Source organism: Streptomyces sp. 8N114 (assembly GCF_052245835.1).
Classification (GTDB): domain Bacteria; phylum Actinomycetota; class Actinomycetes; order Streptomycetales; family Streptomycetaceae; genus Streptomyces.
The window spans coordinates 25,389-49,236 of sequence record NZ_JBQQBT010000028.1 but is presented as its reverse complement, the minus strand read 5'-3'; the positions used below and the strand labels follow the sequence as shown (position 1 = coordinate 49,236).

Below are 23,848 nucleotides of genomic sequence, written 5' to 3'. Positions count from 1 at the left end.
ATGTCAGAGCTGACCCTCACGGTCATGCGGTTGGGGTTTCTCGCCGTACTGTGGCTGTTCGTCATCGTGTCCATCCAGGTCATCAGAAGTGACCTGTTCGGCACCAGGGTGACTCAGCGCACCGCCCGGCGTGCCGAAGCACAGCGCCCCGCGCAGCGGCCCCAGCCCCAGCAGCCCCCGCAGGGCGGCGGCAGGCGCGGGCGCGGCCGGAACGCTCCCAGCAAACTGGTCGTCACCGAGGGGTCGCTCACCGGCACCACCGTGGCCCTCCAGGGGCAGACCATCACGCTGGGCCGCGCGCACGACTCCACGATCGTGCTGGACGACGACTACGCGTCCAGCCGGCATGCCAGGATCTACCCGGACCGTGACGGAAAGTGGATCGTCGAGGATCTCGGGTCGACCAACGGCACCTATCTCGATCGGACCCGGCTCACCACACCGACGCCGATCCCGCTCGAAGCGCCGATCCGTATCGGCAAGACGGTCATCGAGCTGCGGAAGTAGTACCGACATGACGACCGGAGGGTGGGCACCGTGCGGATGTACCCGGAGCCGACGGGCGAGGTGCACATGAGCCTGTCACTGCGCTTTGCCGCCGGATCACACGACGGCATGATCCGCGAGCACAACGAGGACTCCGGCTACGCCGGTCCACGGCTGCTCGCGGTCGCCGACGGGATGGGCGGCCAGGCCGCCGGCGAGGTCGCCTCCTCCGAGGTGATCTCAGCGATGGTCCAGCTCGACGAGGACATCCCCGGCTCGGACATCCTCACCTCCCTCGGTACGACCGTGCAGCGCGCCAACGACCAACTGCGCGTCATGGTCGAGGAGGACCCCCAGCTCGAGGGCATGGGCACCACGCTGACCGCGCTGCTGTGGACGGGCCAGCGGCTCGGCCTCGTACACGTCGGCGACTCCCGCGCCTATCTGCTGCGGGACGGCCAGCTCACGCAGATCACCCAGGACCACACCTGGGTGCAGCGGCTGGTGGACGAGGGCCGGATCACCGAGGAAGAGGCCACCACGCACCCGCAGCGCTCGCTGCTGATGCGGGCGCTGGGCAGCGGCGACCATGTGGAGCCGGACCTGTCGATCCGCGAAGTACGGGCCGGCGACCGCTATCTGCTGTGCTCGGACGGGCTCTCGGCGGTCGTCTCGCACCAGACGATCGAAGAGACGCTGGCCAGTTACCACGGCCCGCAGGACACCGTGCAGGAGCTGATCCAGCTCGCGCTGCGCGGCGGCGGCCCCGACAACATCACCTGCATCGTCGCCGATGTGCTGGACGTGGACGCCCTCGGCCCCGAGGACACCCTGCACGGCCAGCTCAACGACACCCCCATCATCGTGGGCGCGGTCGCCGAGAGCCAGCAGCCGCTGGGCGGCGACAGCGCGGCCCGGAGCACCCCCGCGGCCCGCGCCGCCGAACTGGGGCGCGGCGGCGGAGTGCCGCAGCAGGGCCAGCCCGGCGCTCCGGAAGGGTTCGGCCCCCCGAACGCCGACCCGGGGGCACCCCCCGGAGCCTTCGGCCCTTACACCGACGCGGACTTCGCCAAGCCCGGCAAGGCCAAGGGGCGCTGGCTCAAGCGCTCGCTGTGGATCGCGCTGGCACTGGCCGTGGCCGGCGGCGGACTGTACGGCGGCTACCGCTGGACGCAGACGCAGTACTACGTCGGCTCCAACGAGGACCACGTCGCCCTCTACCGCGGCATCAACCAGGAGCTGGCAGGCGTCAAGCTGCACAAGGTCGACCAGGACCACCCCGAGATCGAACTCAAGTACCTGCCCGGCTTCCAGCGCAAGGAGCTCCGCGAGACGATCGCGATGGGCAGCCGGGGCGAGGCCCGCGACAAGCTGGACGAGCTGAGCGAGCAGGCGAAGGTCTGCAAGATCGTCGCCGAGGAGAAGAAGCAGCCCAAGGAGCCCGGCGACAAGGGCGGGAACAAGGACTCCGAGAAGCAGCGCAAGGACGAGCAGAACACGCCCGGTGACGCGGCCACCAACGGCGGTACCGGCACCGGCACCGCCGGCACGGGCACCGGTACCGCGGGCGTCGGCCAGGGCACCGCCAGTGTGGGCACCGCCCACAACGCCGCCTTCACCTCCGGCTCCACCAACGACACCACTGACGCCGCCTCCAGCACTCCCTCGCCGAGCCCCAAGCTCACGGAGAAGCAGCAGGAGCTGGCCAAGCAGTGCACCGGGCCGTAGGGGGCGGCACAGGCATGAGCAACCTCACCAACACGGGCAGCAACACCACCGTGTCCTCCGGCGGACTGCCGAGCCGCCGCAACACCGAGCTGGCGATGCTCATCTTCGCGGTGCTCGTCCCGGTCTTCGCGTACGCCAACGTGGGGCTGGCCATCCACGACGAGCTGCCCTCGGGCATGCTCGGCTACGGCTGCGGGATGGTGCTGCTGGCGGGAGTCGGCCATCTGGTGGTGCGCCGGTACGCGCCGTACGCCGACCCGCTGCTGCTGCCGCTGGCGACCCTGCTCAACGGGCTCGGCCTGGTGCTGATCTGGCGGCTGGACCAGTCGGAGCGGCTGCAGCAGCGCGCCGAGGACCTGTTCGGCGCCTTCACCCCGGACGCCCCCAAGCAGTTGCTGTACTCGGCGATCGGGCTGGCGCTGTTCGTGGCGATCCTGATGTTCCTCAAGGACCACCGGGTGCTGCAGCGCTACACCTACATCTCCATGGCCGTCGGCCTGGTGCTGCTGATCCTGCCGATGTTCTTCCCGCCGGTGAACGGCGCCCGGATCTGGGTGAACCTGGGCTTCATCAACCTCCAGCCCGGCGAGTTCGTGAAGATCATCCTCGCGGTCTTCTTCGCGGGCTATCTGATGGTGAAACGCGATGCGCTGGCGCTGGCCTCCCGCCGCTTCATGGGGCTGTATCTGCCGCGTGGCCGGGACCTTGGGCCGATCCTCGTCATCTGGGCGCTGAGCCTGATGATCCTGGTCTTCGAGACGGACCTGGGCACCTCGCTGCTCTTCTTCGGCCTCTTCGTGATCATGCTGTACGTCGCCACCGAGCGCACGAGCTGGATCGTCTTCGGTCTGCTCCTGTCGGCGGGCGGTGCCACGGCGGTGGCCACGTTCGAGCCGCATGTGCAGGACCGCGTCCAGGCGTGGCTGCACCCCTTCGCCAAGGAGACGATGGCGCAGAGCGACCAGATCGCCCAGGCCCTGTGGGCATTCGGCTCCGGCGGGGTGCTCGGCACCGGCTGGGGCCAGGGCAACTCGGACCTCATCGGCTTCGCCGCCAACTCCGACTTCATCCTCGCCACGGTCGGCGAGGAGCTCGGGCTGACCGGCATGATGGCGGTTCTCGTCATCTACGGGCTGATCGTCGAGCGCGGGGTCCGCATCTCGCTCGCCGCCCGTGACCCGTTCGGCAAGCTGCTGGCGGTCGGCCTCTCGGGCGCCTTCGGGCTCCAGGTCTTCGTCGTCGCGGGCGGCGTGATGGGCCTGATCCCGCTGACCGGTATGACCATGCCGTTCCTGGCCTCCGGCGGCTCCTCGGTGCTCGCCAACTGGGCACTGCTCGGCATCCTGATCAGGATCAGCGACACCGCCCGCCGTCCGGCGCCCGCGCCCGCCCCGTCACCCGACGCCGAGATGACTCAGGTGGTCCGACCGTGAACAAGCCCCTGCGCCGCATCGCGATCTTCTGCGGTCTGCTGGTTCTGGCCCTCCTCGTACGGACCAACTGGCTGCAGTTCGTCCAGGCCGACGAGCTCAAGACCGACCCGAAGAACAGACGGGTCGACATCGCGCGCTACGCCCAGCCGCGCGGCAACATCATCGTCGACGGCAAGTCGGTCACCGGTTCCACGGTCGTCAACGGCAACGACTTCAAGTACAAGCGCACCTACAAGAACGGCAAGCTGTGGTCGCCGGTCACCGGCTACGCCTCGCAGGCGTTCGGTGCCAACCAGCTGGAGAAGCTGTACGACCCGATATTGACCGGCGACGACGACCGGCTGTTCTTCAACCGCACCATCGACATGATCACCGGCAAGCCGCAGAAGGGCGGCAACGTCGTCACGACGCTCAACGCCAAGGCCCAGAAGGCCGCCTACGACGGGCTCGGTGACAAGAAGGGCGCGGTCGCCGCGATCAACCCGAAGACCGGCGCAATCCTCGCGCTGGCCAACAAGCCCTCCTACGACCCGTCCGCCTTCTCCGGCACCAGCAAGAAGGACAGCAAGGCGTTCAACGGGCTGCAGAAGAAGAACAACGAAGACGACCCGATGCTCAACCGGGCGCTGCGGCAGACCTACCCGCCCGGCTCCACGTTCAAGGTCGTCACCGCGGCGGCGGGCCTGGAGAGCGGCAAGTACGACCTCGACTCCAAGACCGACTCCGAGGACCCGTACCGGCTGCCGCAGACCACCAAGAACCTGGGCAACGAGGGCAACAACCCGGCCTGCAAGAACGCCTCCGTCCGCGTCGCGCTCCAGTGGTCCTGCAACACCGTCTTCGCCAAGATGAGCGACCAGCTCGGCAACGACGAGATGATGAAGGAGGCCGAGAAGTTCGGCTTCAACCGCGACCAGAACGACGACTCGCAGGACACCCCGGTCCGCCCGGCGTCCAGCATCTACCCCAAGGACAACCAGCCGCAGAACGCCATGGCGGGCATCGGCCAGGCGTCCAACCGCGCCACTCCGCTCCAGATGGCCATGGTCGCCGCCGCCGTCGCCAACGACGGCAAGCTGATGAAGCCCTACATGGTGGACCAGCTCGTGGCGCCGAACCTGAACGTGGTCGAACAGACCAAGCCCAAGGAGCTGAGCCAGCCGGTCTCGCCGGAGAATGCGCAGAAGCTTCAGTCGGCCATGGAGACGGTCGTCGAGAAGGGCACCGGAGAGTCGGGCAAGATCCCCGGCGTCACGGTCGGTGGCAAGACCGGTACCGCACAGCACGGCGAGAACAACAAAGACAATCCGTACGCCTGGTTCATCTCGTATGCGAAGACGAGTGACGGATCTCCTGTCGCTGTCGCTGTCGTGGTGGAGAGTTCCGACACACTCCGCAGCGACATCGCAGGCGGCAAGCTGGCAGCCCCCATCGCCAAGAGCGTGATGGAGGCCGTCCTCGACGGGAAGCAGTGACGCACACCAGCAGCATCAGGTGAGCCCGGTCACCACGGCCACATCAGGCACGCACCCTGTGGCGGGTACCGTATGCCGAGCAGCACACCGCCGTGTCGCAAGCCGCTTCCACGCGCCGCGGCACGGAAGACCGGAGAGGGCTGGAGACTATGGAAGAGCCGCGTCGCCTAGGCGGCCGGTACGAGCTGGGCTCGGTGCTCGGCCGCGGAGGCATGGCCGAGGTCTACCTCGCCCAGGACACCCGGCTGGGCCGTACGGTCGCGGTCAAGACGCTCCGCGTCGACCTCGCCCGCGATCCGTCGTTCCAGGCCCGCTTCCGCCGTGAGGCCCAGTCGGCCGCCTCGCTGAACCACCCGGCGATCGTCGCGGTGTACGACACCGGCGAGGACTACGTGGACGGGGTCTCCATCCCGTACATCGTCATGGAGTACGTGGACGGCTCCACGCTCCGTGAGCTGCTGCACTCCGGCCGTAAGCTGCTGCCCGAGCGGGCCATGGAGATGTGCGTCGGCATCCTCCAGGCGCTGGAGTACAGCCACCGCAACGGCATCGTCCACCGCGACATCAAGCCCGCCAACGTCATGCTGACGCGCAACGGCCAGGTCAAGGTCATGGACTTCGGCATCGCGCGGGCCATGGGCGACTCCGGTATGACGATGACGCAGACGGCCGCTGTGATCGGCACAGCCCAGTACCTCTCGCCCGAGCAGGCCAAGGGCGAGACCGTCGACTCCCGCTCCGACCTGTACTCCACCGGGTGTCTGCTGTACGAGCTGCTGACCGTACGGCCGCCGTTCGTCGGCGACTCCCCGGTCGCGGTCGCCTACCAGCACGTACGGGAGGAGCCGCAGCCGCCCAGCGCCTTCGACCCCGAGATCTCGCCCGCCATGGACGCGATCGTGTTGAAGGCGCTCGTCAAGGACCCGGACTACCGGTACCAGAGCGCCGACGAGATGCGCGCCGATATCGAGGCGTGCCTGGACGGCCAGCCCGTCGCCGCCGCCGCGATGGGCGCCGGCGGCTACCCGGAGGACCAGCCCACCACGGCACTGCGCGCCCAGGAGCCGCAGACCTCCATGCTGCCGCCGATGCGCTCGGAGGACGGCGGCTACTACGACGATCAGCACGGCCGTCGCAGGGGCAGGAACCCGTGGTCGACCATCCTGCTGGCGCTCGCCGTGATCCTGGTGCTCGTCGGCGCGATCTTCGTCGGCAAGGCACTGCTCGACTCGCCCAACAACAATGTGGATGTGCCCAACGTCACAGGGCTGTCCGCCTCCGAGGCCGAGGAACAGATCGGCAACTCCGGGCTGAAGGCCACCAAGGGCGACAGCATCTTCTGCGACGAGAAGAAGGGCACCGTCTGCAAGACGGACCCGGGGGTCGGCGAGAGCGTCGAGCCCAACACCAGCGTCAACATGATCATGTCCAAGGGACCGCGGGACAAGGCGCCCCGCAGCGTTCCGGGCGTCGAGGGCGATGTCTACGCCGACGCCAAGCAGAAGCTCCAAGAGGCGGGCTTCAAGGTCGCCAAGAAGCAGCAGGAGTCCGAGGACCAGCAGGCCGGTACGGTCATCGGCCAGGACCCCGGCGCAGGTGAGAAGGCCAAGAAGGGCTCCACGGTCACGCTGACCGTGGCCACCGAGTCCCGGCCCACCGTGCCCAACGTGGTCGACCAGCCCTACGACAAGGCCAAGTCCCAGCTCGAAGCGCTCGGCTTCAAGGTCTCCAAGACCGAACAGGACGACGAGACCAAGGCCGCCGGCACCGTGCTGAAGCAGGACCCGGGGCCGGGCACCAAGCGGGCGGAGGAGAGCACCGTCACGCTGACCGTCGCCAAGGCGCCCGCCGACGAGCCCGCCACCGTGCCGGACGTCACCAACCAGAAGCTCAAGGACGCCAAGAAGGCCCTCCAGGACGCCGGTTTCACCGTCGGCACCATCCATGGACAGCAAGGCCCCAACGCACTCGTCGTGACCACCACCCCGGCCCCCAACTCTCAGGGCATGAAGGGCGACAAGGTCGACATCATGACCCGCCCCGGCGGCCCCGACGAGGGCGACGGCGGCGGTGGCGACGACGGCGGCTTCGTCGGCGGCCTCCGCAACTGAGGGCTTCGCCGTTGAGGGCCGGACGTTGTTGCTGAGGCCGCCTTCGGGGCTTCGCCCCCTCATCCCCTGAGACGAAGGGGTCCAGGGGCGGAGCCCCTCAACCCCCGCGCTCGGTCAACGAATCTCCGCAGGGGGCGTGCGGTCCTCGTCGACGTCTTCCGTGCGGACCAACTCGCCCCAGACGATGTAGCGGTAGCGCGAGGTGTAGACGGGCGTGCACGTCGTGAGGGTGATGTAGCGGCCCCGCTGCTTCACGCCCGAGCCCTTCGGGATCGGGTCCAGCACATCGACGTTGTACTTCGACGTCTGCGGCAGGGTCTTGAACACCTTGTACACGTACCAGGTGTTCTTCGTCTCGAAGACGACCGGATCGCCCTTGTCGATCTTGTCGATCTTGTGGAACTTCGCCCCGTGCCCGTCCCGGTGCGCGGCGAGGGAGAAGTTGCCGGACTGGTCCTGCGGGAGGGCGGACTTGACGGGCTTGGTGTAGTAGCCCGCGATGCCCTGGTTCAGTTCCTTGGGGTCGGTGCCCTTCTTGACCAGGATGTCGTCGGACGACATCGACGGTACGTGCAGGAAGCCGATGCCGTCCCGGGTGTCGAGGTTTCCGGGACCGCGGTCGGCCGCCCAGTGCTCGCGGACGCGGTCGCTCTCCTTCTTGGCCTGCCGGTCGGCGAGTACGTTCGTCCACCACAGCGAGTAGACGACGAACAGCGCGAGCACCAGCCCGGCGGTGATGAGGAGTTCACCGAAGACGCCGACCGCGCCGGCTATCAGCCCCCGGCGCACCGGCTCCGAGGAACCTGCGCTGTCAGAAGCACCGGAGCCCTCGCCGGAGGTGAACTCCGCCTCCTCGGCGGTCTCCTCGACGGAAGAGTTCCGCTCGCCCTCGCTCACCTGTTGCCGCCTCCGCCGCTTTCTCTGGTCACCACCCCGGGCCCGCCCGTCGTCGGGGTTCAGTCGACGAGCGCGTCCGGCTTGCCCTTGCTGCGCGGACGTTCGTCCACCATGATGCCCCAGACGATCAGACGGTACTTGGAGGTGTACTCCGGTGTGCAGGTGGTCAGCGTGATGTAGCGACCGGGCTTCGTGTAGCCCGACTTCGGCGGAACCGGGCCGATGACCCCCGTGTCGGACGGGGAGGTGGACGGGAGCTGGCGCGTCACCTTGTACGTGTAGTACTTGGACTGCGTCTCCACCACGACGACATCCCCGTACTTCAGCTTGTTGATGTAGCGGAACGGTTCGCCATGGGTGTTGCGGTGCCCGGCGAGCGCGAAGTTGCCCTTCTTGTCCCACGGCATGGCCGTCTTCAGGGGCTTCTCGTCGTAGTGGCCGACCATGCCCTTGTCGAGCACCTTCGCCTTGGAGGTGCCCTCGGCGATCGGCGCGGTGACGTCGATCTTCGGCATGTGGATGATCGCGAAGCCCTCGCCCGGTTTGAAGGCACCGGCCTTGCGCTCGGGATCCGTGCCGTCACCCGGCTTGTGCTCGTCCCACTGTTTGTGGAGCTGGTCGGTGGCGCCGCCCGCCTGCTGGTTGGCGAGGACATTGGTCCACCACAGCTGATAGGCGACGAAGAGGAGCATCAGCACACCGCAGGTGATGAAGACCTCGCCGATGGCACGACTGGCGATGATGCCGGGCCCGGGCCGCAGCGCACGGGCCGCCCTGCGTGCCTCCAGCCGCGAGGGTCCGGGCGGGCGTTCGGTGTGCGTGCGCGTGCGTGTGCGGGGCGTCTCGACGCCGGTCCGGCGCGCCCACTCCTCCAGGTGCGGCCTCCGCAGCCGCACGGTGCTGCCGTCCTCCGTCCGGCCGAAGTCGGGCTCCTGCCCGAACTGCTGCGGGGGCGACTGCGGCGTCTGTACGGGCTGTGCGGGCGCCTCCTGCGCCAAGCGCGGGGACGTCTGCGGCTGCGGCTGTACGGGCTCCGCGTACGCCTCGTACGGCTGGTACGGCTCGCTGTACGCCTCGTGCGGTGCCGCCGCGTACCAAGCGGGCTCCTGGTCCGCCTCGGCCCCGTACCGGGCGTCAGCCGCCACCGGGCCCGGCTGTGGCGTCACCTCCGGCTGCGGCGGCTGCTGCTGCTGCGGTTGCTGGCCCGGAAGGGGGTCGTTGAGCGGGTCGGCGAGGGCGTCGACGGCCGCACGGTACGGGTCGTACTCCGAGTCGGAGCCGTACCCTCCCGCCCCCGTGCCGTCACCGTGGCCCGTCGTCACCCGCTGACCGTCCCGAATCCGACTCCGCGCGGCACCCCCAGTCCGGCGGAGCGCTCCACGGCCCCGGCGTCCCCGCACCGCACCAGCCAGTTGGCCAGCATCCGGTGGCCGCCCTCGGTGAGGACGGACTCGGGGTGGAACTGCACGCCCTCGACCGGGAGCTCGCGGTGGCGCAGCCCCATCACCAGATCGGCACCGTCGGCCCCTCCTCCCCGAAGGGGGGCAAGGAGGGACGTTTCGCCGCCGGGCGCCGTCCAGGCGGTGATCTCCAGTTCAGGGGGGAGCGTGCCGCGTACGGCCAGCGAGTGGTAGCGCGTCGCGGTGAAGGGCGAGGGCAGCCCGTCGAAGACGCCCGCACCCTCGTGGGAGACCACCGAGGTCTTGCCGTGCAGCAGTTCCGGGGCCCGGCCGACGACACCGCCGTAGGCGACGGCCATCGACTGCATGCCGAGGCAGACGCCGAAGACCGGGATCTCGCGGGCCGCGCAGTGCCGCACCATGCTGATGCAGACCCCGGCCTCCTCGGGCGCGCCGGGGCCGGGGGAGAGGAGTACGCCGTCGAAACCCTCCTCGGCGTGCTGCGGCTCGACCTCGTCGTTGCGCACCACCTCGCAGGTGGCGCCGAGTTGGTAGAGGTACTGGACGAGGTTGAAGACGAAGCTGTCGTAGTTGTCGACGACCAGGATGCGGGCGCTCACGCCGTACCTCCGGGGACTGTGCCGGTGAGCCCGGTGACGTGGCCGGCCGCGCCGTCCACCGTCACGTCGTTGAACGGGAGCATCGGCTCCGCCCACGGAAAGACGTACTGGAAAAGCAGGAAGACGACCCCGACCACCAGCACCACCGAAATCAGTGCGCGTACGTACACGTTGCCCGGCAGATGCCGCCAGATCCAGCCGTACATCCCGCGATGCCGTCCTCTCTCCTCCCGCGCCACACCGGGCACGCGTGCCGTTCGGCTCACCCAAGAGTACGGCGTCAGGGTACGGCGTCAGCCCTGGAGCGCGTCCGGCCTCCCCTCGCCGGCCGGGCGGGTGGCGTCCAGGCGGGCCCAGGCGATCAGCCGGTGGCTGCTGCCCCACTCCGGATCACAGGTCGTGAGGGTGAGGTAGCGGCCGGGCCGGTCGAAGGGGGTGGCGGCCTTGTTGACCGGCGCGGGAACGGAATCGAGCACTCCGGTGTCGCCGGGCAGGGTGCGGTAGGGGCGCCGGGTGAGCGTGTAGGTGTACCAGGTGTCGCCGTCGGTGACGTACACATGGTCGCCGGGGCGCAGCCTCGGGAAGTCCTTGAAGGGGTCGCCATAGGTACGGCGGTGGCCGGCCACCGCGAAGTTGCCCCGCTGTCCGAGGCCCGCGGTGCGGGTGTAGTGGCCGAGGCCCTTGCGCAGCGTCGTCGCGCGGGTGTCCTCCAGGACGGGCCGGGACCAGTCGCGGCCGAAGCGGGGGATGTACATGACGGCGAAGGACCTGCCATCCCGGTAGGCGGGGCGAGCCTGGCCGTGGGTGCCGGTGCCGTTCTGCGGCTGTCCGCCGTCCCGGCCGCCCCCCGGGGACGGATCCGCGCCGCCGGTCTCCCCCTCGCCGGAGCCGCCGCCGACGGGGCGGGACGACCACTCCTTCTGGAGCCGGGCGATCTCGTCGTCGGAGGCGCTGTCGGCGCGCAGTCCCGTCCAGTAGAGGAGGTGGACGACGAAGAGCACGATCAGGATGCCGACGGTGATGCACAGCTCGCTGAGGCTTCGTACGACCGCTCGTAACGCCACGCCGTCTCACTCCCGCACGGTCACTCCAGGGGCTTGGCCTGCCGGAGATCCACTGTGCCGGAGTAGCCGGGAAGAGTCAGTGCCTTGTGCTCGTCGACTTTCCAGCCGAGTCCGTAGGCATCCACGTATTCGAGGTAGTTGCGGATCGCCGGGGCCTTGTCGAGGGCCGCCTGCAGTTTCTCCCGGTCGCCGACGGCGCTGACCTTGTAGGGCGGGGAGTAGACCCGGCCCTGCAGGATGAGGGTGTTGCCGACGCAGCGCACGGCGCTGGTGGAGATCAGCCGCTGGTCCATGACCTTGATGCCCTTGGCCCCGCCCTGCCACAGCGCGTTCACGACGGCCTGGAGGTCCTGCTGGTGGATGACCAGATCGTTGGGTTCGGGGTCGGGGAGCCCGGGGACCTTGGCGGTGGCGTTGGTGGGGGCGTCGTCGAGGGTGACGGTCAGCCCCTGGCCGGAGAGCTTCTTGAGGCCGGCCTGCTCCTCCAGCGCGCCGAGTTTGCGGTCCTCGTCCCGGGTGCTGCCGTCGTCGCGCCGGGCGAGTCCGTCGACCTGGCGGCGGAGTCCTGCGGCCTGGTTGTCGAGCTCGGTGTTCTGTCTGCTGCGCTCCTGGATGAGGTCGGAGAGCCGCAGCATGGAACTGTCGCTGCGGATGTTCGTCCCTTGCGCCGTGTTGAAGCTGACCCAGAAGATGAGTCCCGCGAGGGCGAAGACGCCTATCGCGGCCAGCCGTGCAGGCCGGATCAACGATCTGGTCACCGTACCCTTGTCTCCCTCCGCCCTGGGAAAGCACTACGCTAACGGACCACCGTCCCCGTGGGCCGTACGGCGGTCAGCAGAGCATCGACAGGAGAGTCTCTCGTGCCGAAGTCACGTACCCGGAAGAAAGCGGACTTCACGCCCCCGCCGGAGAAGCAGGCCACCAAGATTGATCTGAGCAGTGGTGGTGGCCGCCGCTGGGTGGCGCCCCTGATGCTGGCGATGTTCGGGATCGGCCTCGCCTGGATCGTGGTGTTCTATGTCACCAACAACTCGCTTCCCGTCGAGTCGCTGGGCAACTGGAACATCGTGGTCGGGTTCGGCTTCATCGCCACCGGCTTCGTCGTCTCCACCCAGTGGAAATAAGAGTTATCCACAGGCTGATCCACAGCCTTGGAAAACTCACAAGATCTGTGGATAACTTTCCGGGCGTTGACGCCGATGTGATCGCTCGGGCGGTGCGGAGAGCCCTGGTCGGCCAAGCATTCGCAAGGGAAACGCACACCTGAGCGAAGGCAGCCCCGGACGGGCCACGCCATGCACAAGATTCCGTACCCGCTGTGGACAACCCGGGGCCGGGTCCCCTTTCGAGCACCGTACGAGGGGTCCGGCGCCCGGTTGTCCACCGGGTCCGCGGCAGCCGCAGGCCCCGGGCTCAGCGCCTGCTCAGCGGTGCTTCAGCCGAGCTGGAGCGTCCGGATCACCAGCAGCATCACGACCAGCCCCAGCACCAGCGCGCAGGCGCCGTACTGCACCAGCGCCCGCCGCTCGCGGGGCGCGTGGACCATCGCGTAGGCCAGCAGTATGCCCGTGACCAGGCCGCCGACGTGCGCCTCCCAGGCGATGTTCTTCCAGGTGAAGGTGAAGACCAGGTTGATCGCCAGCAGGATCAGGATCGGCCGCATGTCGTAGCGCAGCCGCCGCATCAGCACGGCCGTCGCGCCGAACAGCCCGAAGATCGCGCCGGAGGCGCCCAGCGACGCCTGCTGCGGCGCCACCAGCAGATAGGTGACCGCGCCGCCGCCGAGCCCGGAGAGCAGATACAGCCCCAGGAAGCGCACCCGGCCCAACGCCGCCTCCAGCGGCGGGCCCAGGAACCACAGCCCGAGCATGTTCATCGCGATGTGCCAGATCTCCTGGTGCAGGAACATCGAGGTCAGCAGTCGGTACCACTGCCCCTCGGCCACGCCCTCCAGCGGACCGTACGGCTCGGTCACCGCCTTGCCGAACAGCAGCAGCTCGTCCAGCAGCCGGTCGCCGACCGCGAGCACCGCGATGAAAACGGCGACGTTGATGCCCAGCAGCACCTTGGTGACCAGCCGCGAGTCCTCCGTGACGTGGCCGCCCGCTACCGTCCTGGGCCGATTGGCGCCCGGCCGGTGTCCGGTCCCCGAGCCGGACCGGACGCACTCGGGGCACTGGAATCCGACGGAGGCCGGCACCATGCACTCGGGGCAGATCGGCCGCTCGCAGCGCGTGCACGAGATTCCCGTCTCCCGGTCGGGGTGCCGGTAGCAGTGCTGCGGCGCCCGCCCTTCGGCCCCGCCCCCGGGTTGTCCGTCCTGCTCCACGCTCACCCCTCCAGTGTCCGTACGCACCAGCCCCACCCGCCCTGAATACGGACGGGTGGGGCGTGCGGTTCCCCGCCGTTCGCTTGCTGCCGCTCGATGACGACTCCGGTGACGGCTACTGCCGCTCGATGACGACGGACTCGAGCACGACGTCCTGGAGCGGACGGTCGGTGCGGGGGTTGGTCTGAGTGTTGCTGATCTTGTCGACCACCTCCTGGCCGGCCTTGTCGGTGACCTCGCCGAAGATGGTGTGCTTGCCCGTCAGCCAGCTGGTGGCACCGACGGTGATGAAGAACTGCGAGCCGTTGGTGCCGGGGCCCGCGTTGGCCATGGCCAGGAGGTACGGCTTGGTGAAGGCGAGATCGGGGTGGATCTCGTCGCCGAACTCGTATCCCGGGCCGCCGGTGCCGTTGCCCAGCGGGTCCCCGCCCTGGATCATGAATCCGCTGATCACCCGGTGGAAGACGGTGCCGTCATACAGCTTTGCCGTGGTCTTCTGCCCCGTCTCCGGGTTCGTCCATTCGCGGGAGCCCTCGGCGAGCTCGACGAAGTTCTTGACTGTCTTCGGCGCGTGGTTCGGGAAGAGCTGAACGCGGATGTCGCCGTGGTTGGTCTTCAGGGTGGCGTGGAGTTGCTCGGCCACGATCTACCTTCCATCTGTCTGCATTGACTCCCCCGATCCTCCCACGGACGCTGGAGCAAGCGGCTGACCCGGATGCCCGACCGGGAGATGCCGGGCAGAGCACAGGCAGGCATGATCTTCGAAACAGGTGGAAAAACGACTTCCTGTCCTCCGTAGCCGCAGAGGCTGCCGGAGAGACTGCACCCGAGTCATGAGCCACCCAGGAGGAGGAACCGTGACCGCCAGGAAAAGCGTGCGCGCTGCGACCGGCACAGCCAAGGAGAGCGTGCGCCACGCCGCGGAGGTGGTGAAGCCCCATGCGGGCCAGGCCAGGGACACCGCGGCGCGCTACGCGCAGGAGGCGAGTGCGCGGCTCGGGCCGAAGGTCTCCAAGGCCGCCGAGCAGGCCCGCCACTCCGCCCGTGAAGGATACGAACATTACGTCGGCCCCCGGGTCGCCCACGCTCGTGACGCCCTCCCGCCCGAGGTCGAGGTGGCCGCGGGCCGCGCTGCCAGGCGCACCCGTAAGGCCGCCCGCAAGGCGGCGGCCTACGCGGGTCCACGCATCGAGAGCGCGGTGACGGAGGCCCGCGCCGCCGCCGGACCCGCCCGGGAAGAAGCGGTGCAGCGCGGGGCCGCCGCCGTGGCCGCGCTGCGCGGTCAGGTGACGGTCGAGGAGATCGAGAAGCTCTCGCGCCGCCGCCGCAGGCGCTCCAGCACCGGCCGGTTCCTCCTGCGTGCGGGCCTGGTCGGACTGGTTGCGGGCGGCGCCTATGCCGCCTGGCGCTGGTGGGACCGGCAGGCGAACCCGGACTGGCTGGTCGAGCCGCCGGCCGCGACGGAGGTCGGCGATCGGGCGTCGCTCTCAAGTGTGAACGGCTCACCCGCCGAGAGCGGGGGCACCGAGCTCGATCCGGAGGTCAAGGCCAAGCAGGAGGACGCGGAGTCCGAGGACGGCCACAAGAAGAAGTAGCCGCCGGTGCCGCCGGTGCCGCCGGTGCCACCGGTGCCGCCCGTGCCGTCGGCCCCGGAAATGAGGGCCGGTGATGTGCGCCGGTGACGTCAGGGGGGCGGGAGATTCAGCTCTCCCGCCCCCTGGCTGTGACCTCACCGTCCTCCGCGTCCCTCGGGTCCCGCGGACTCATCGGGCCCCGTGCGCTCCCCGGGTCCTCCAGGGACGGCACCGGGGCCAGCACATCCGACAGCCCCGTGATCTGCAACAGACGCAGCACCCGTGAATCGGCGCACACCAGGGTGAAGGTGCCGCCGCTCGCCAGCACCCGGGAGCGGATGTCCACCAGGAGGGCCAGGCCGCTGCAGTCGATGAAGGTGACGGGCCGCAGATCGGCGACGAGCCGTGGGGCGGCGGCGGTGGTCAGCGCGTACAGCTGGGGCGTGGTCTCGAGCACCACCGCGAGGTCGATCTCCCCGTGCAGCTCGACCACGGTACGGCCGTGCTCCGTGCGGGTGAGCACCGTGCCGGCCGGGCCCTCTTCCTCCTCGGCGGCGTCCGCGGCCCAGCGCTCCTCGCCCGCGGCCCAGGGCTCCTCTCGTTCGGTGGAGGACAGCCTGCGGCCGCTCTCGTCCGGGTGCGGTGCCATCGGTGCCCTCACGTATGACCTTGTGACCGTAGGAGTCCGGGGAAATCGGCCCGTAAGCATAGGCAGGGGCCTTGGGGGTGGCGTTGCGCCACCCCTGCATCGTCACTCGAACGAGTGGAAAAACCCAATTCTGCTTGCGAGTTGAGGCCTCACTCTCACGAGTTCTCTGCATCCGGAGAAACCCCGAAGTGGCGGACTACGGGCCGACCGGCCGTGAAAACTGAACCTGTGCAGCAGCAGAACATCCTTGAGGAAACGAGTTCGTTCGTCGGAAGGGCGGCCGAACTGGCGCGGCTGACCGGAGCGCTCAGGGAGCACCGACTGGTGACCCTTGTCGGCGGAGCCGGAGTGGGGAAGTCCCGGCTCGCGCTGCACGCCCTGAGCGCCGCCCCGCCCGAGGAGTCCCGGAGCATCTACTGGGCCGACCTGTGGCCGCTGCGGAGCGACGAACTGCTCGCCGCCACGGTGGCCGACGCCCTCGGTCTGTCGGACCACACGCCCCGGATACCGCTGGACGCGCTGTGCGGCTGGGTGGCCGACCGTGCGGTGCTTCTCGTGCTCGACTCCTGCGAGCACCTCGTGCCGCACTGCCGCCACCTGGTCGGCGAGCTGCTGACCGCGTGCCCGAACCTGACGGTGCTGGCCACCAGCCGGGAGCCGCTGGACATGCCGTGCGAGGGCGTGCTGCCCGTACCGCCGCTCGCGCCCGCCACCGAGGCGGTGACCCTCTTCGGACAGCGCGCCGAGGCCGCCGGCAGACCGCTGCGCGAGGTCTGTGACCAGCGGCTGGCAGCGCGGCTGTGCGCCCGTCTGGAAGGGGTGCCGCTCGCCCTGGAGCTGGCCGCGGCACAGCTTCGGCACCGCACGCTGGCCGAGACGGCGGGCCGGGTCCGCTCCGGCCTGGACCTGCCCGACGGCCCCGCGCATCCCGCCGAAAGTCCCCGGCGGCCCGCACGACACAGCGCGGTACGGACAGCGGTGGGCTGGAGCCACGAGCTGTGCCGCCCCACCGAACGGCTGCTGTGGGCCCGGCTGACCGTCTTCCCCGGCAGCTTCGACGCCGACCTGGCCGAACGGGTGTGCTCGGGCGGCCCGTTGACCCCCGAAGAGCTGCGCGCCAGCCTGGCCGGGCTGGTGCACAAGTCGGTCGTCATGGCGGAGGCCGGCCGCTACCGGATGCTGGAGACCATCCGCGAGTACGGCCGGATGTGGCTGCGGGAGCTGGGCGAGACCGAGCACGTCGCCGCCCGGCACGCCACCGCGGTGGTGGAACTGTCCCGGCAGGCCCGTGCCGAATGGCTGGGGGCCTGCCAGCAGGCGTGGTACGAGCGGCTGGAGGAGCTCTATCACGACGTGCGGGAGGCGCTGCGGTTCCTGCTGGGCGTCCACCCCGCGGCAGCCTTGGAGCTGGCCGGAAACGTGGCGTTCTTCTGGGTGTGCTGCGGCCACCTCTACGAAACCCACCACTATCTGGAGTTGGCGCTGGCCTGCGCCCAGGGGCCGAGCGCGGCACGGGCGCGAGGGCTGTGGTCACTGGGGCTGGCCAGGCTGCTGCAGGGGGACCATGAGGCGGGCCGCACCTTCGCCGAGCTGAGCCGGCAGGCGGCAACCGATTCCGGCGACGAGGACGGGCTGCGCCAGGCCGCCTATCTGGAGGCTCTCGCCGCGCTGCTGACCGGCCGCCCGCTGGCGGCCCTGGCGACGGCCGAAGCGGCGCTGCGGGACGCGGACGCCGAAGACCGCCGGCCGCCCGCGTTCGGCGACGTCCTGTGCCGCCTGGTGCGGGCCTTCGCACTGACCGGCGCGAGGCGGCTGAAGGAGGCCCGCCGCGAGGCCGAGGCGCTGCGCCAGGAGTGCGTACGGCTCGGGGAGCACTGGACCCGCTCGTACACCGACTACCAACTGGCACTGATCGCGCTGTTCGAGAGCCGCGCGGGCGCGGCCGGTGCGCATGCGCGGGACATGCTCGACGCCAAGCGGCGGATCGGCGACCGCTTCGGTATCGCTCTCGGCCTGGAGCTGCTGGCCACCGCCTGGGCCCAGCAGGGCGAGCCGGAGCGTGCCGCCCTCGCGTACGGCGCAGCGGTGCAGCACTGGGGGATGGTGGGGTACCCGCAGCGCGGCACCCCCGAGGTGGCCCCGCTGCGCGACGAGGGCCAGGCCACGGCCCGGGCCCAGCTGGGCGACGCCGCGTACGAGGCGCTCTTCCGCAGCGCACTGCATGCCGACCGCGACCACGTGGTGACCTGGGCGACCCGCCCCGACCCGGAACCACACCTGTGAGGGCCCCGCCCGACCTGCGAGCGCCCGACCGATCTCTGAGGGGCCAGCAACCCGAAGGGGGTGCGGGTGGCGAAGCCCCCGCAAAGCGAGGCGAAGCCGAGCAAAAACAACGAGACCGACGCGGTTCGCGCTCTGCGCGAACACACGTCGGCCTCGGTCTCGTGGAGCCAAGGGGAGTCGAACCCCTGACATCTGCCATGCAAAGACAGCGCTCTACCAACTGAGCTATGGCCCCGTCGGGCACCAGCGTACCGGCTCCCGTGGGCGAATTCCGACCGGGTATCGCCCCGCCCCTGTCACCGTCCGTAGGATGCACGGCAAGTTCGCGCGAGCGAAGTGAAACAGGGCAGCCCAGGGGAGACGCCATGGACGCAGCAGCACAGGACCCGACAGCGAAAGCGCGCGAGCTCCAGAGTCAGTGGTACGGCGAGCCGTTGGGGACTCTCTTCCGCCGCCTGATCGAGGACCTGGGGCTCAACCAGGCGCGCCTCGCAACAGTGCTCGGACTGTCCGCGCCTATGCTTTCGCAGCTCATGAGCGGGCAGCGGGCAAAGATCGGCAACCCGGCCGTCGTCCAGCGGGTCCAGGCCCTCCAGGAGCTGGCCGCCGAGGTGGCGCGCGGCGATGTCAGCGCGGCCGACGCGACCAACCGGATGGACGAGATCCGGCGCACCGCGGGCGGAAATGTGCTCAACAACACCACGCAGACCACCTCCTCCGGCGCCTCCCAGACCCCCGTCAAGCGCGTCGTACGGGAGATCCAGGCCCTGCTGCGCTCGGTCTCGGACGCTGCGGACATCATCGAGGCGTCCAACGCGCTCGCCCCCTCCCACCCGGAGCTGGCAGAGTTCCTCAGGGTCTACGGCGCGGGCCGCACTTCGGACGCCGTCAAGCACTACGAAGCGCACCAGAGCTGATCAGCGGTCGATCCCCGACTGATCGGCACAGAACGCACAAACCGGAAGCAGGGGGCAGGCGCAGCACCATGGGAGAGATCTTCGCCGGCAGATACGAGCTGATCGATCCGATCGGACGCGGCGGCGTCGGCATGGTCTGGCGGGCCTGGGACCACCGGCGCAGACGGTACGTGGCCGCCAAGGTGCTCCAGCAGTCCGACGCCCACACCCTGCTGCGCTTCGTCCGCGAACAAGCCCTGCGCATCGACCACCCGCACGTGCTGGCACCCGCGAGCTGGGCGGCCGACGACGACAAGGTCCTGTTCACCATGGACCTGGTGCGCGGCGGTTCGCTGGCCCATCTCGTCGGCGACTACGGGCCGTTGCCCCCCACGTTCGTGTGCACCCTGCTCGACCAGCTGCTCTCCGGCCTGGCCGCCGTACACGCCGAGGATGTGATCCACCGGGACATCAAACCGGCCAACATCCTGCTCGAGCCCACCGGCACCGGACGGCCACATCTGCGGCTGTCCGACTTCGGCATCTCCATGCGCAAGGGCGAGCCCCGGCTGACCGAGACCAACTACGTCGTCGGTACGCCCGGCTACTTCGCGCCCGAGCAGATGCTGGAGGCCGAGGCGGACTTCCCCTCCGACCTGTACGCGGTCGGGCTGGTCGGGCTCTATCTGCTCACCGGCCGGAAGCCGGACTCACAGGCACTTTTCGAGCAGTACGAGAACGGGATGCCCGCGGCCCCCGAGGGCGTTCCCGAGCCGCTGTGGCAGGTGCTGGGGCAGCTGCTGCAGCCCGACCCCGCCGCGCGGTTCCGCACCGCGACAGGCGCCCGCAAGGCGCTGGCGAGCGCGGCGGAACTGTTGGACCAGGACGCCACGCTGGAGCAGGAAGCGGTCGAGGTCTTCGACCATCTCGGCCCGCTGCCCGAAGGCTTCGGCCCGGACGGGCCGCTGCCCGCCGCCGCACCCGACGCGGGTACGCCGGGCACTGCGGCTGTCGCCGCCGATGGTGCCGCCGGTGGTGGTGTTGCCGTCGGCGTGTCTGCGCCGCCACAGCCTTCGCCCACCGGGAGCTTTCCGCTGCAACCGCCGGAGCCCGTCGCCGAGACGCAGCTGCATCCGTACGCGCCCGACGCGGGTGACGGTACCCGTCCGTACACCGCGTACCAGCCGCCCGCTGCGGCTCCCGTGCCGGGGCCGGTGCCGGGGCCGGTGCCGCCGCCCTCGCCTGTGTCCTCGGCCCCGGCGCCCGCTGTGCCGCCGGGGGCGCCTGTGCGGAAGCCCGGCCCGCCGTTGAAGGTCGCGGTGCCCGTACTGATCGTCGCCCTCCTCTGCCTGGCCGCGGGCGTGTGGGCCCTCACGTCCGCGGCCTGACCCGCCCCCCGCCGCGGGTACCGAGGCCGGTCAGCGCGGGGGATAGCCGCCGTAAGGGGGCTGAGGGGGCTGGGAGGGCCAGCCCCCTGGCTGCTGGGGAGCCGCACGGCGGCGAGCGACCAGCAACCACACGGCGAGAACGAAGAGCAACGCGGCGCCCGCACCGACGCCGACCCACCCGAACATACGCAGGGACGAATTGCGGTCGACGTCGGCTTCGGTCAGTCCCTTGTCGGCCATCTCACGGTCCTGGCCGTCGACCCCGAACCCGGCGGCCTTGGCGTCCCCGGCGTACTCCGGGCCCTTCTTCGTACGGCCCTCCACACCGATCCGCAGCGTGACCGGGGTGCCCTTGGGGAACGGCTTGACCATGTCCGGGGCGGCGGTCACGGCCACGTAGTACCAGCCCGCGAAGCGGGTCCCGGAGACGGTGTCGCCGTTGAGGAAGCGGTTCTCGTAGCGGACCGGGTTGCTGTACCGGTCGAACTTGGCGCCGTCTCCGTCGTAGCTCTGGAAATCCTCGTCGTAGAGGGGGGACCGCGCCGGGTTGTAGATGTTCATCCGGAAGCCGTTGGGCAGGAACATGCTGCCCGTCTCGTCCTCCCGTGCCGCGTTGGGCACCTCCATGCGCGCGTACAGCCGCTGGCCCCAGTCGACGGGCACCCGGAAGTAGCGGGTCTCGCCCGGGCGGAGGCGGTCCTTCCAGACCCCGTCGCCGACCGCGCGGGCGTCGTTGAAACCGGTGCCGCCCTTGCGGGACTTCGGCGTCCCCGAGGGCGGCGCCGGGCGGGTGTTGTTGTCGTCGGTCTCGTCCTCGCCGCCCGGCGGGGGCGCGGGGATGCTGCCCTTGAGGCCGGGCTCCTTCATGACCGACAGCTCCACCGGCCATGAGCTCGGATCGGAGTTGTCGCCCTCCTCGCGGACGACGTGCACGAGGTACGGGCCCTTCGCGCGGCACGTCTCGTGGGCGGTGTCGCCCACCAGCCGGGCGGCGTGGGCGGACAGCGGGAAGGCGGTGTCGCCGTCGCCGTCGGCCTCCCCCTCGTTGCAGTCGCTGCCGTCGGTGGTCTGGAGCGTCACCGTCAGGCCGTCCTCGTAGGTGACCCTGGTGCCGGGCTCCGGGACGCCGGTCGCGGTGACGTGGACATCGGACTTGGCATCCAGGTCGAGGGCGTAGTACTTCTCCTCGCCCGGCTTGATCCGGTCGGAGAACAGTCCGGGTGCCACCTTGGGCGCGTCGGCGCTGCTGGTGGTGCCGGTGACCTTCTTGGCGTCCTCGGACATCTCGTAGAGGCGCGGCTTGCCCGCTGCCCAGGCACCCGGCGCGGACATGCCCAGCGCCGCGGCGGTCACACACAGCGCGGCTGTCCATGCGCCCGCGCGCCCGGCCCGGCCGCGCCCGCGGCTCCAGTTGTGGCGAGTCACCACGTCCCACCCCTCATCCCGTTCATGCTCCGGACCCTGGCACGCCGCCGCAGCGCGAGCCAGACCCCTCCTGCCACCAGCAGCACAGCTGCGGCACCGCCACCGGCCAGCACGGCCGGGTGCAGCGCGAAGTCCGCGGCGTCCTTCCCGTCGCCGCCACCGGACCCGGCGGACGCGCCGTCGCCCAGCTCCCCCAGCCTCCGGCCGGGAGGTGCCCCCACGCCCTTGGCGTCGACGAACGGGGCGTCGTGCTCGGGCCCCTGCTTCGCCTTGCCCTTGACGTCGACGCGCAGCACGACGCGGACCGCGGCATTGTCGGCGATCTCGGCGGCGCCGGCGCCCAGCGTGACGGCAATGTAGTAGTTGCCGCCGCGCCGCACAGGCTGCACGGAGCTCTGCGACTCCGCGCGGTTCTTCCAGGCGACGGGCACCGTACCCTGCGACACCTTCACCGGGTCACCCCGGTAGGGCTGACGGGGGCTGAACTCCAGGCCGTCCGAGACCGGCAACCGCCCAGGCGCGTACGTATCCGTCCATACATACGAGGTGGAAGGGCTGATCTCCGGGCGCTTGGGCTCGTTGGCGAACTCCACGTCGTAGCGGAGCTGTTGGTTCCAGCCGACGGGAACCCGGTACCAGCGGGTCTCGGCCGGCAGCAGGGTGTCCCGCCACACGCCCTTCTTGAGCTTCCTCGCGTCGTTGAAGCCGGTGCCGCCCTCGATGTCCTTGGGCGTTCCGGTCGGCAGCGTGGCGTCCTTGCCCGCTTTCCGGTACTTGGTCTCCGCGCGGGCCGGGACCGCCCCCTCGGGCAGCCCCCGCTCGGCGCCGAGCCGCAGCTCCACGGGCCAGCGTGCCTGGTCGGAGTCCTTTTCGGTGTCGCGGGTCAGCTCGAAGGTGTACCGGCCCGGCTTGTCGCAGCCGCGGCTGCCGTCCTCGCTGGGAATCCGGCTGACGGCGGTGGTGATCGGGGTGCCGCCCTCGTCCTGCTGGAACCAGGTCCTCTTGTCCCCGCACATGCTGCCGTCGGAGCTGCGCATGGTGAGCTTCAGCCCGTCCATCCTGCCGACCCGCGCCCCGGGCTGCGGCACGCCCGTGGCGGCGAAGTCCACGGCCTTCGCGGCGGACCGGCTGTCCAGCTCGGTGCTGTACCAACGGGTCTCGCCGGGCCCGATGGTGTCCAGGTACTGGCCGGGGGCGCGCAGCGTGGGGGCGTCGGCGGAGGACCGCGTACCGGTGACGCGCTTGCCCTTGAGGCGGTAGCCCGCGGCCGACTGCCGGCCCGCGCGCTCCAGTTCACGGGCCAGGTCGTCGGCCTTCGGCGCGTCGTAGTACTTGCCGTGCCCGGCTTCGGCGATGCACTCCAGCTGCTTGCGGGCCTTGCCCTTCACCTGGAAGCCGATGGCGTCGATACGCAGATCCAGACCGTCCCGGGACAGCTGCTTTGCGACCTCGCAGGGCTTGGGCGTCCCGCAGGTGTCGTCGCCGTCGGAGACCAGCACGATGGTGCGGCGGCCGAAGCCGTTCTCCGACTCGCGGGGCAGGTCGGCGGCGGCCTTCTTGAGGGAGTAGCCGATGGGGGTCTCGCCCTTGGGCCGCACCTTGGCGACGGCCTTCTTGATGCTTTCCCGCTCCAGCGCCCGGACCGGTTCGGCGAGCCGGGTGTCGGTGCAGCTGTCGGCCTTGTCGGCGCCGTAGACGCGCAGCCCGGTCGGGTAGCCGTCGGGCAGGCTGTCGACGAGCGTGCCGACCGCCTTGCGTGCGGACTGCATCCGGGGCCGTCCCGAGTCGTCCTTCTCGGCCATGGAGCCCGAGGAGTCCAGCAGGATCTCCATCGAGTTGGCGCCGAGCGCTTCGGTACCGCGGCCGGGCGCTTCGGTACCGCGGCCGGCCGGGGCCGATGCCGCCGCGCCGGTCGTCGCCGTTCCGGTCGTGGCCGCCGTGGCGGTGCCGGTCGTGGCCGCCGTCAGCGGTCCGGCCAGGAGGGCGAGCAGCGCCCCTCCTGTCACCCCCTTCGTCAGGCGGCTTCGCACTGATCGCATGTCCTTCGTCCCCCTCGGACCGTTCGGGTCTCGGCAACTTTGCTCCCGCAC

General features: G+C 70.2%; 21 protein-coding genes and 1 tRNA gene. 10 read left to right on the top strand and 12 right to left on the bottom strand.

Features of this window, described 5'->3' with window-relative positions; genetic code table 11:
* From ACTWQF_RS32560 to pknB, 5 genes are all read left to right on the top strand, one after another.
* Complete coding sequence (locus ACTWQF_RS32560) at positions 1-507, top strand: FHA domain-containing protein FhaB/FipA (protein WP_433101690.1); 507 nt, start codon at positions 1-3, stop codon at positions 505-507.
* Between the two features lie 21 nt (positions 508-528).
* Positions 529-2,214, top strand: a complete 1,686-nt coding sequence (locus tag ACTWQF_RS32555; protein WP_443283338.1) for a Stp1/IreP family PP2C-type Ser/Thr phosphatase — start codon at positions 529-531, stop codon at positions 2,212-2,214.
* A 14-nt stretch (positions 2,215-2,228) separates the two neighbouring features.
* The gene (locus ACTWQF_RS32550) at positions 2,229-3,647 is read left to right on the top strand and encodes an FtsW/RodA/SpoVE family cell cycle protein (RefSeq protein WP_443283337.1); all 1,419 of its coding nucleotides are present in this window, start codon (positions 2,229-2,231) and stop codon (positions 3,645-3,647) included.
* Positions 3,644-5,122 (top strand): peptidoglycan D,D-transpeptidase FtsI family protein, encoded by a 1,479-nt coding sequence (locus tag ACTWQF_RS32545; protein ID WP_443283336.1) that lies wholly within the window; start codon positions 3,644-3,646, stop codon positions 5,120-5,122. Before ACTWQF_RS32550 ends, ACTWQF_RS32545 begins: the two co-directional genes overlap by 4 nt.
* A gap of 149 nt (positions 5,123-5,271) precedes the next feature.
* Positions 5,272-7,233, top strand: a complete 1,962-nt coding sequence (pknB, locus tag ACTWQF_RS32540) for a Stk1 family PASTA domain-containing Ser/Thr kinase (RefSeq protein ID WP_443283335.1) — start codon at positions 5,272-5,274, stop codon at positions 7,231-7,233.
* A 114-nt stretch (positions 7,234-7,347) separates the two neighbouring features.
* On the opposite strand, the gene ACTWQF_RS32535 is transcribed toward pknB, so the two are convergent.
* The 6 genes from ACTWQF_RS32535 to ACTWQF_RS32510 all read right to left on the bottom strand — a co-directional run bounded on the left by ACTWQF_RS32535 (position 7,348) and on the right by ACTWQF_RS32510 (position 11,972).
* Positions 7,348-8,130, bottom strand: coding sequence for a class E sortase (locus ACTWQF_RS32535; RefSeq protein WP_443283334.1), 783 nt, complete (start codon positions 8,128-8,130; stop codon positions 7,348-7,350).
* A 59-nt stretch (positions 8,131-8,189) separates the two neighbouring features.
* On the bottom strand, positions 8,190-9,452 hold the full coding sequence (locus ACTWQF_RS32530) for a class E sortase (RefSeq protein ID WP_443283333.1): 1,263 nt from the start codon (positions 9,450-9,452) through the stop codon (positions 8,190-8,192).
* A complete protein-coding gene (locus ACTWQF_RS32525; protein ID WP_443283332.1) occupies positions 9,449-10,150 on the bottom strand; it encodes an aminodeoxychorismate/anthranilate synthase component II in 702 nt (233 codons plus the stop codon). The genes ACTWQF_RS32530 and ACTWQF_RS32525 overlap by 4 nt, the downstream gene beginning before the upstream one ends.
* Positions 10,147-10,356, bottom strand: coding sequence for a hypothetical protein (locus ACTWQF_RS32520; RefSeq protein ID WP_443283360.1), 210 nt, complete (start codon positions 10,354-10,356; stop codon positions 10,147-10,149). The genes ACTWQF_RS32525 and ACTWQF_RS32520 overlap by 4 nt, the downstream gene beginning before the upstream one ends.
* Before the next feature lie 87 nt (positions 10,357-10,443).
* Entirely contained in the window at positions 10,444-11,214 is a 771-nt protein-coding gene (locus ACTWQF_RS32515) for a class E sortase (RefSeq protein ID WP_443283331.1), read from the bottom strand.
* 20 nt (positions 11,215-11,234) lie between these two features.
* The gene (locus ACTWQF_RS32510; protein ID WP_443283330.1) at positions 11,235-11,972 is read right to left on the bottom strand and encodes a DUF881 domain-containing protein; all 738 of its coding nucleotides are present in this window, start codon (positions 11,970-11,972) and stop codon (positions 11,235-11,237) included.
* 102 nt (positions 11,973-12,074) lie between these two features.
* Between ACTWQF_RS32510 and crgA the strand changes: the two genes are divergently transcribed.
* Complete coding sequence (gene crgA / locus ACTWQF_RS32505; protein WP_443283329.1) at positions 12,075-12,338, top strand: cell division protein CrgA; 264 nt, start codon at positions 12,075-12,077, stop codon at positions 12,336-12,338.
* Positions 12,339-12,649: 311 nt separating this feature from the next.
* Here crgA and ACTWQF_RS32500 read toward each other — a convergent pair whose 3' ends face one another.
* Entirely contained in the window at positions 12,650-13,549 is a 900-nt protein-coding gene (locus ACTWQF_RS32500; RefSeq protein WP_443283328.1) for a rhomboid family intramembrane serine protease, read from the bottom strand.
* 109 nt (positions 13,550-13,658) lie between these two features.
* Positions 13,659-14,186: a peptidylprolyl isomerase gene (locus ACTWQF_RS32495; protein ID WP_443283327.1), complete on the bottom strand. Its 528-nt coding sequence runs from the start codon at positions 14,184-14,186 to the stop codon at positions 13,659-13,661.
* Between the two features lie 214 nt (positions 14,187-14,400).
* Here ACTWQF_RS32495 and ACTWQF_RS32490 point away from each other — a divergent pair, with 214 nt between their 5' ends.
* The gene (locus ACTWQF_RS32490; protein ID WP_443283326.1) at positions 14,401-15,138 is read left to right on the top strand and encodes a DUF5324 family protein; all 738 of its coding nucleotides are present in this window, start codon (positions 14,401-14,403) and stop codon (positions 15,136-15,138) included.
* Between the two features lie 106 nt (positions 15,139-15,244).
* Here the strand turns inward: ACTWQF_RS32490 and ACTWQF_RS32485 are convergent, their stop codons facing one another.
* Positions 15,245-15,766, bottom strand: coding sequence for an STAS domain-containing protein (locus ACTWQF_RS32485; protein WP_443283325.1), 522 nt, complete (start codon positions 15,764-15,766; stop codon positions 15,245-15,247).
* 228 nt (positions 15,767-15,994) lie between these two features.
* Here ACTWQF_RS32485 and ACTWQF_RS32480 point away from each other — a divergent pair, with 228 nt between their 5' ends.
* Positions 15,995-18,049: an ATP-binding protein gene (locus tag ACTWQF_RS32480; protein WP_443283324.1), complete on the top strand. Its 2,055-nt coding sequence runs from the start codon at positions 15,995-15,997 to the stop codon at positions 18,047-18,049.
* Between the two features lie 162 nt (positions 18,050-18,211).
* Here ACTWQF_RS32480 and ACTWQF_RS32475 read toward each other — a convergent pair.
* Positions 18,212-18,284, bottom strand: a tRNA-Ala gene (locus tag ACTWQF_RS32475).
* A gap of 130 nt (positions 18,285-18,414) precedes the next feature.
* On the opposite strand from ACTWQF_RS32475, the gene ACTWQF_RS32470 reads away from it, so the two are divergent.
* Positions 18,415-18,966: a helix-turn-helix domain-containing protein gene (locus ACTWQF_RS32470; protein ID WP_443283323.1), complete on the top strand. Its 552-nt coding sequence runs from the start codon at positions 18,415-18,417 to the stop codon at positions 18,964-18,966.
* A gap of 68 nt (positions 18,967-19,034) precedes the next feature.
* Positions 19,035-20,333 (top strand): serine/threonine-protein kinase, encoded by a 1,299-nt coding sequence (locus ACTWQF_RS32465; RefSeq protein WP_443283322.1) that lies wholly within the window; start codon positions 19,035-19,037, stop codon positions 20,331-20,333.
* A gap of 30 nt (positions 20,334-20,363) precedes the next feature.
* Here the strand turns inward: ACTWQF_RS32465 and ACTWQF_RS32460 are convergent, their stop codons facing one another.
* Positions 20,364-21,761: a hypothetical protein gene (locus ACTWQF_RS32460; protein ID WP_443283321.1), complete on the bottom strand. Its 1,398-nt coding sequence runs from the start codon at positions 21,759-21,761 to the stop codon at positions 20,364-20,366.
* Positions 21,755-23,797, bottom strand: a complete 2,043-nt coding sequence (locus tag ACTWQF_RS32455; RefSeq protein WP_443283320.1) for a VWA domain-containing protein — start codon at positions 23,795-23,797, stop codon at positions 21,755-21,757. Before ACTWQF_RS32455 ends, ACTWQF_RS32460 begins: the two co-directional genes overlap by 7 nt.
* Between the last annotated feature and the right edge of the window lie 51 nt (positions 23,798-23,848).

Bases quoted from the DNA above. Each gene is read 5' to 3' on its own strand.
- pknB (WP_443283335.1), top strand. From the start codon at position 5,272: ATGGAAGAGCCGCGTCGCCTAGGCGGCCGGTACGAGCTGGGCTCGGTG.
- ACTWQF_RS32560 (WP_433101690.1), top strand. From the start codon at position 1: ATGTCAGAGCTGACCCTCACGGTCATGCGGTTGGGGTTTCTCGCCGTA.
- ACTWQF_RS32550 (WP_443283337.1), top strand. From the start codon at position 2,229: ATGAGCAACCTCACCAACACGGGCAGCAACACCACCGTGTCCTCCGGC.
- ACTWQF_RS32465 (WP_443283322.1), top strand. From the start codon at position 19,035: ATGGGAGAGATCTTCGCCGGCAGATACGAGCTGATCGATCCGATCGGA.
- ACTWQF_RS32470 (WP_443283323.1), top strand. From the start codon at position 18,415: ATGGACGCAGCAGCACAGGACCCGACAGCGAAAGCGCGCGAGCTCCAG.
- ACTWQF_RS32520 (WP_443283360.1), bottom strand. From the start codon at position 10,356: ATGTACGGCTGGATCTGGCGGCATCTGCCGGGCAACGTGTACGTACGC.
- ACTWQF_RS32485 (WP_443283325.1), bottom strand. From the start codon at position 15,766: ATGGCACCGCACCCGGACGAGAGCGGCCGCAGGCTGTCCTCCACCGAA.
- ACTWQF_RS32455 (WP_443283320.1), bottom strand. From the start codon at position 23,797: ATGCGATCAGTGCGAAGCCGCCTGACGAAGGGGGTGACAGGAGGGGCG.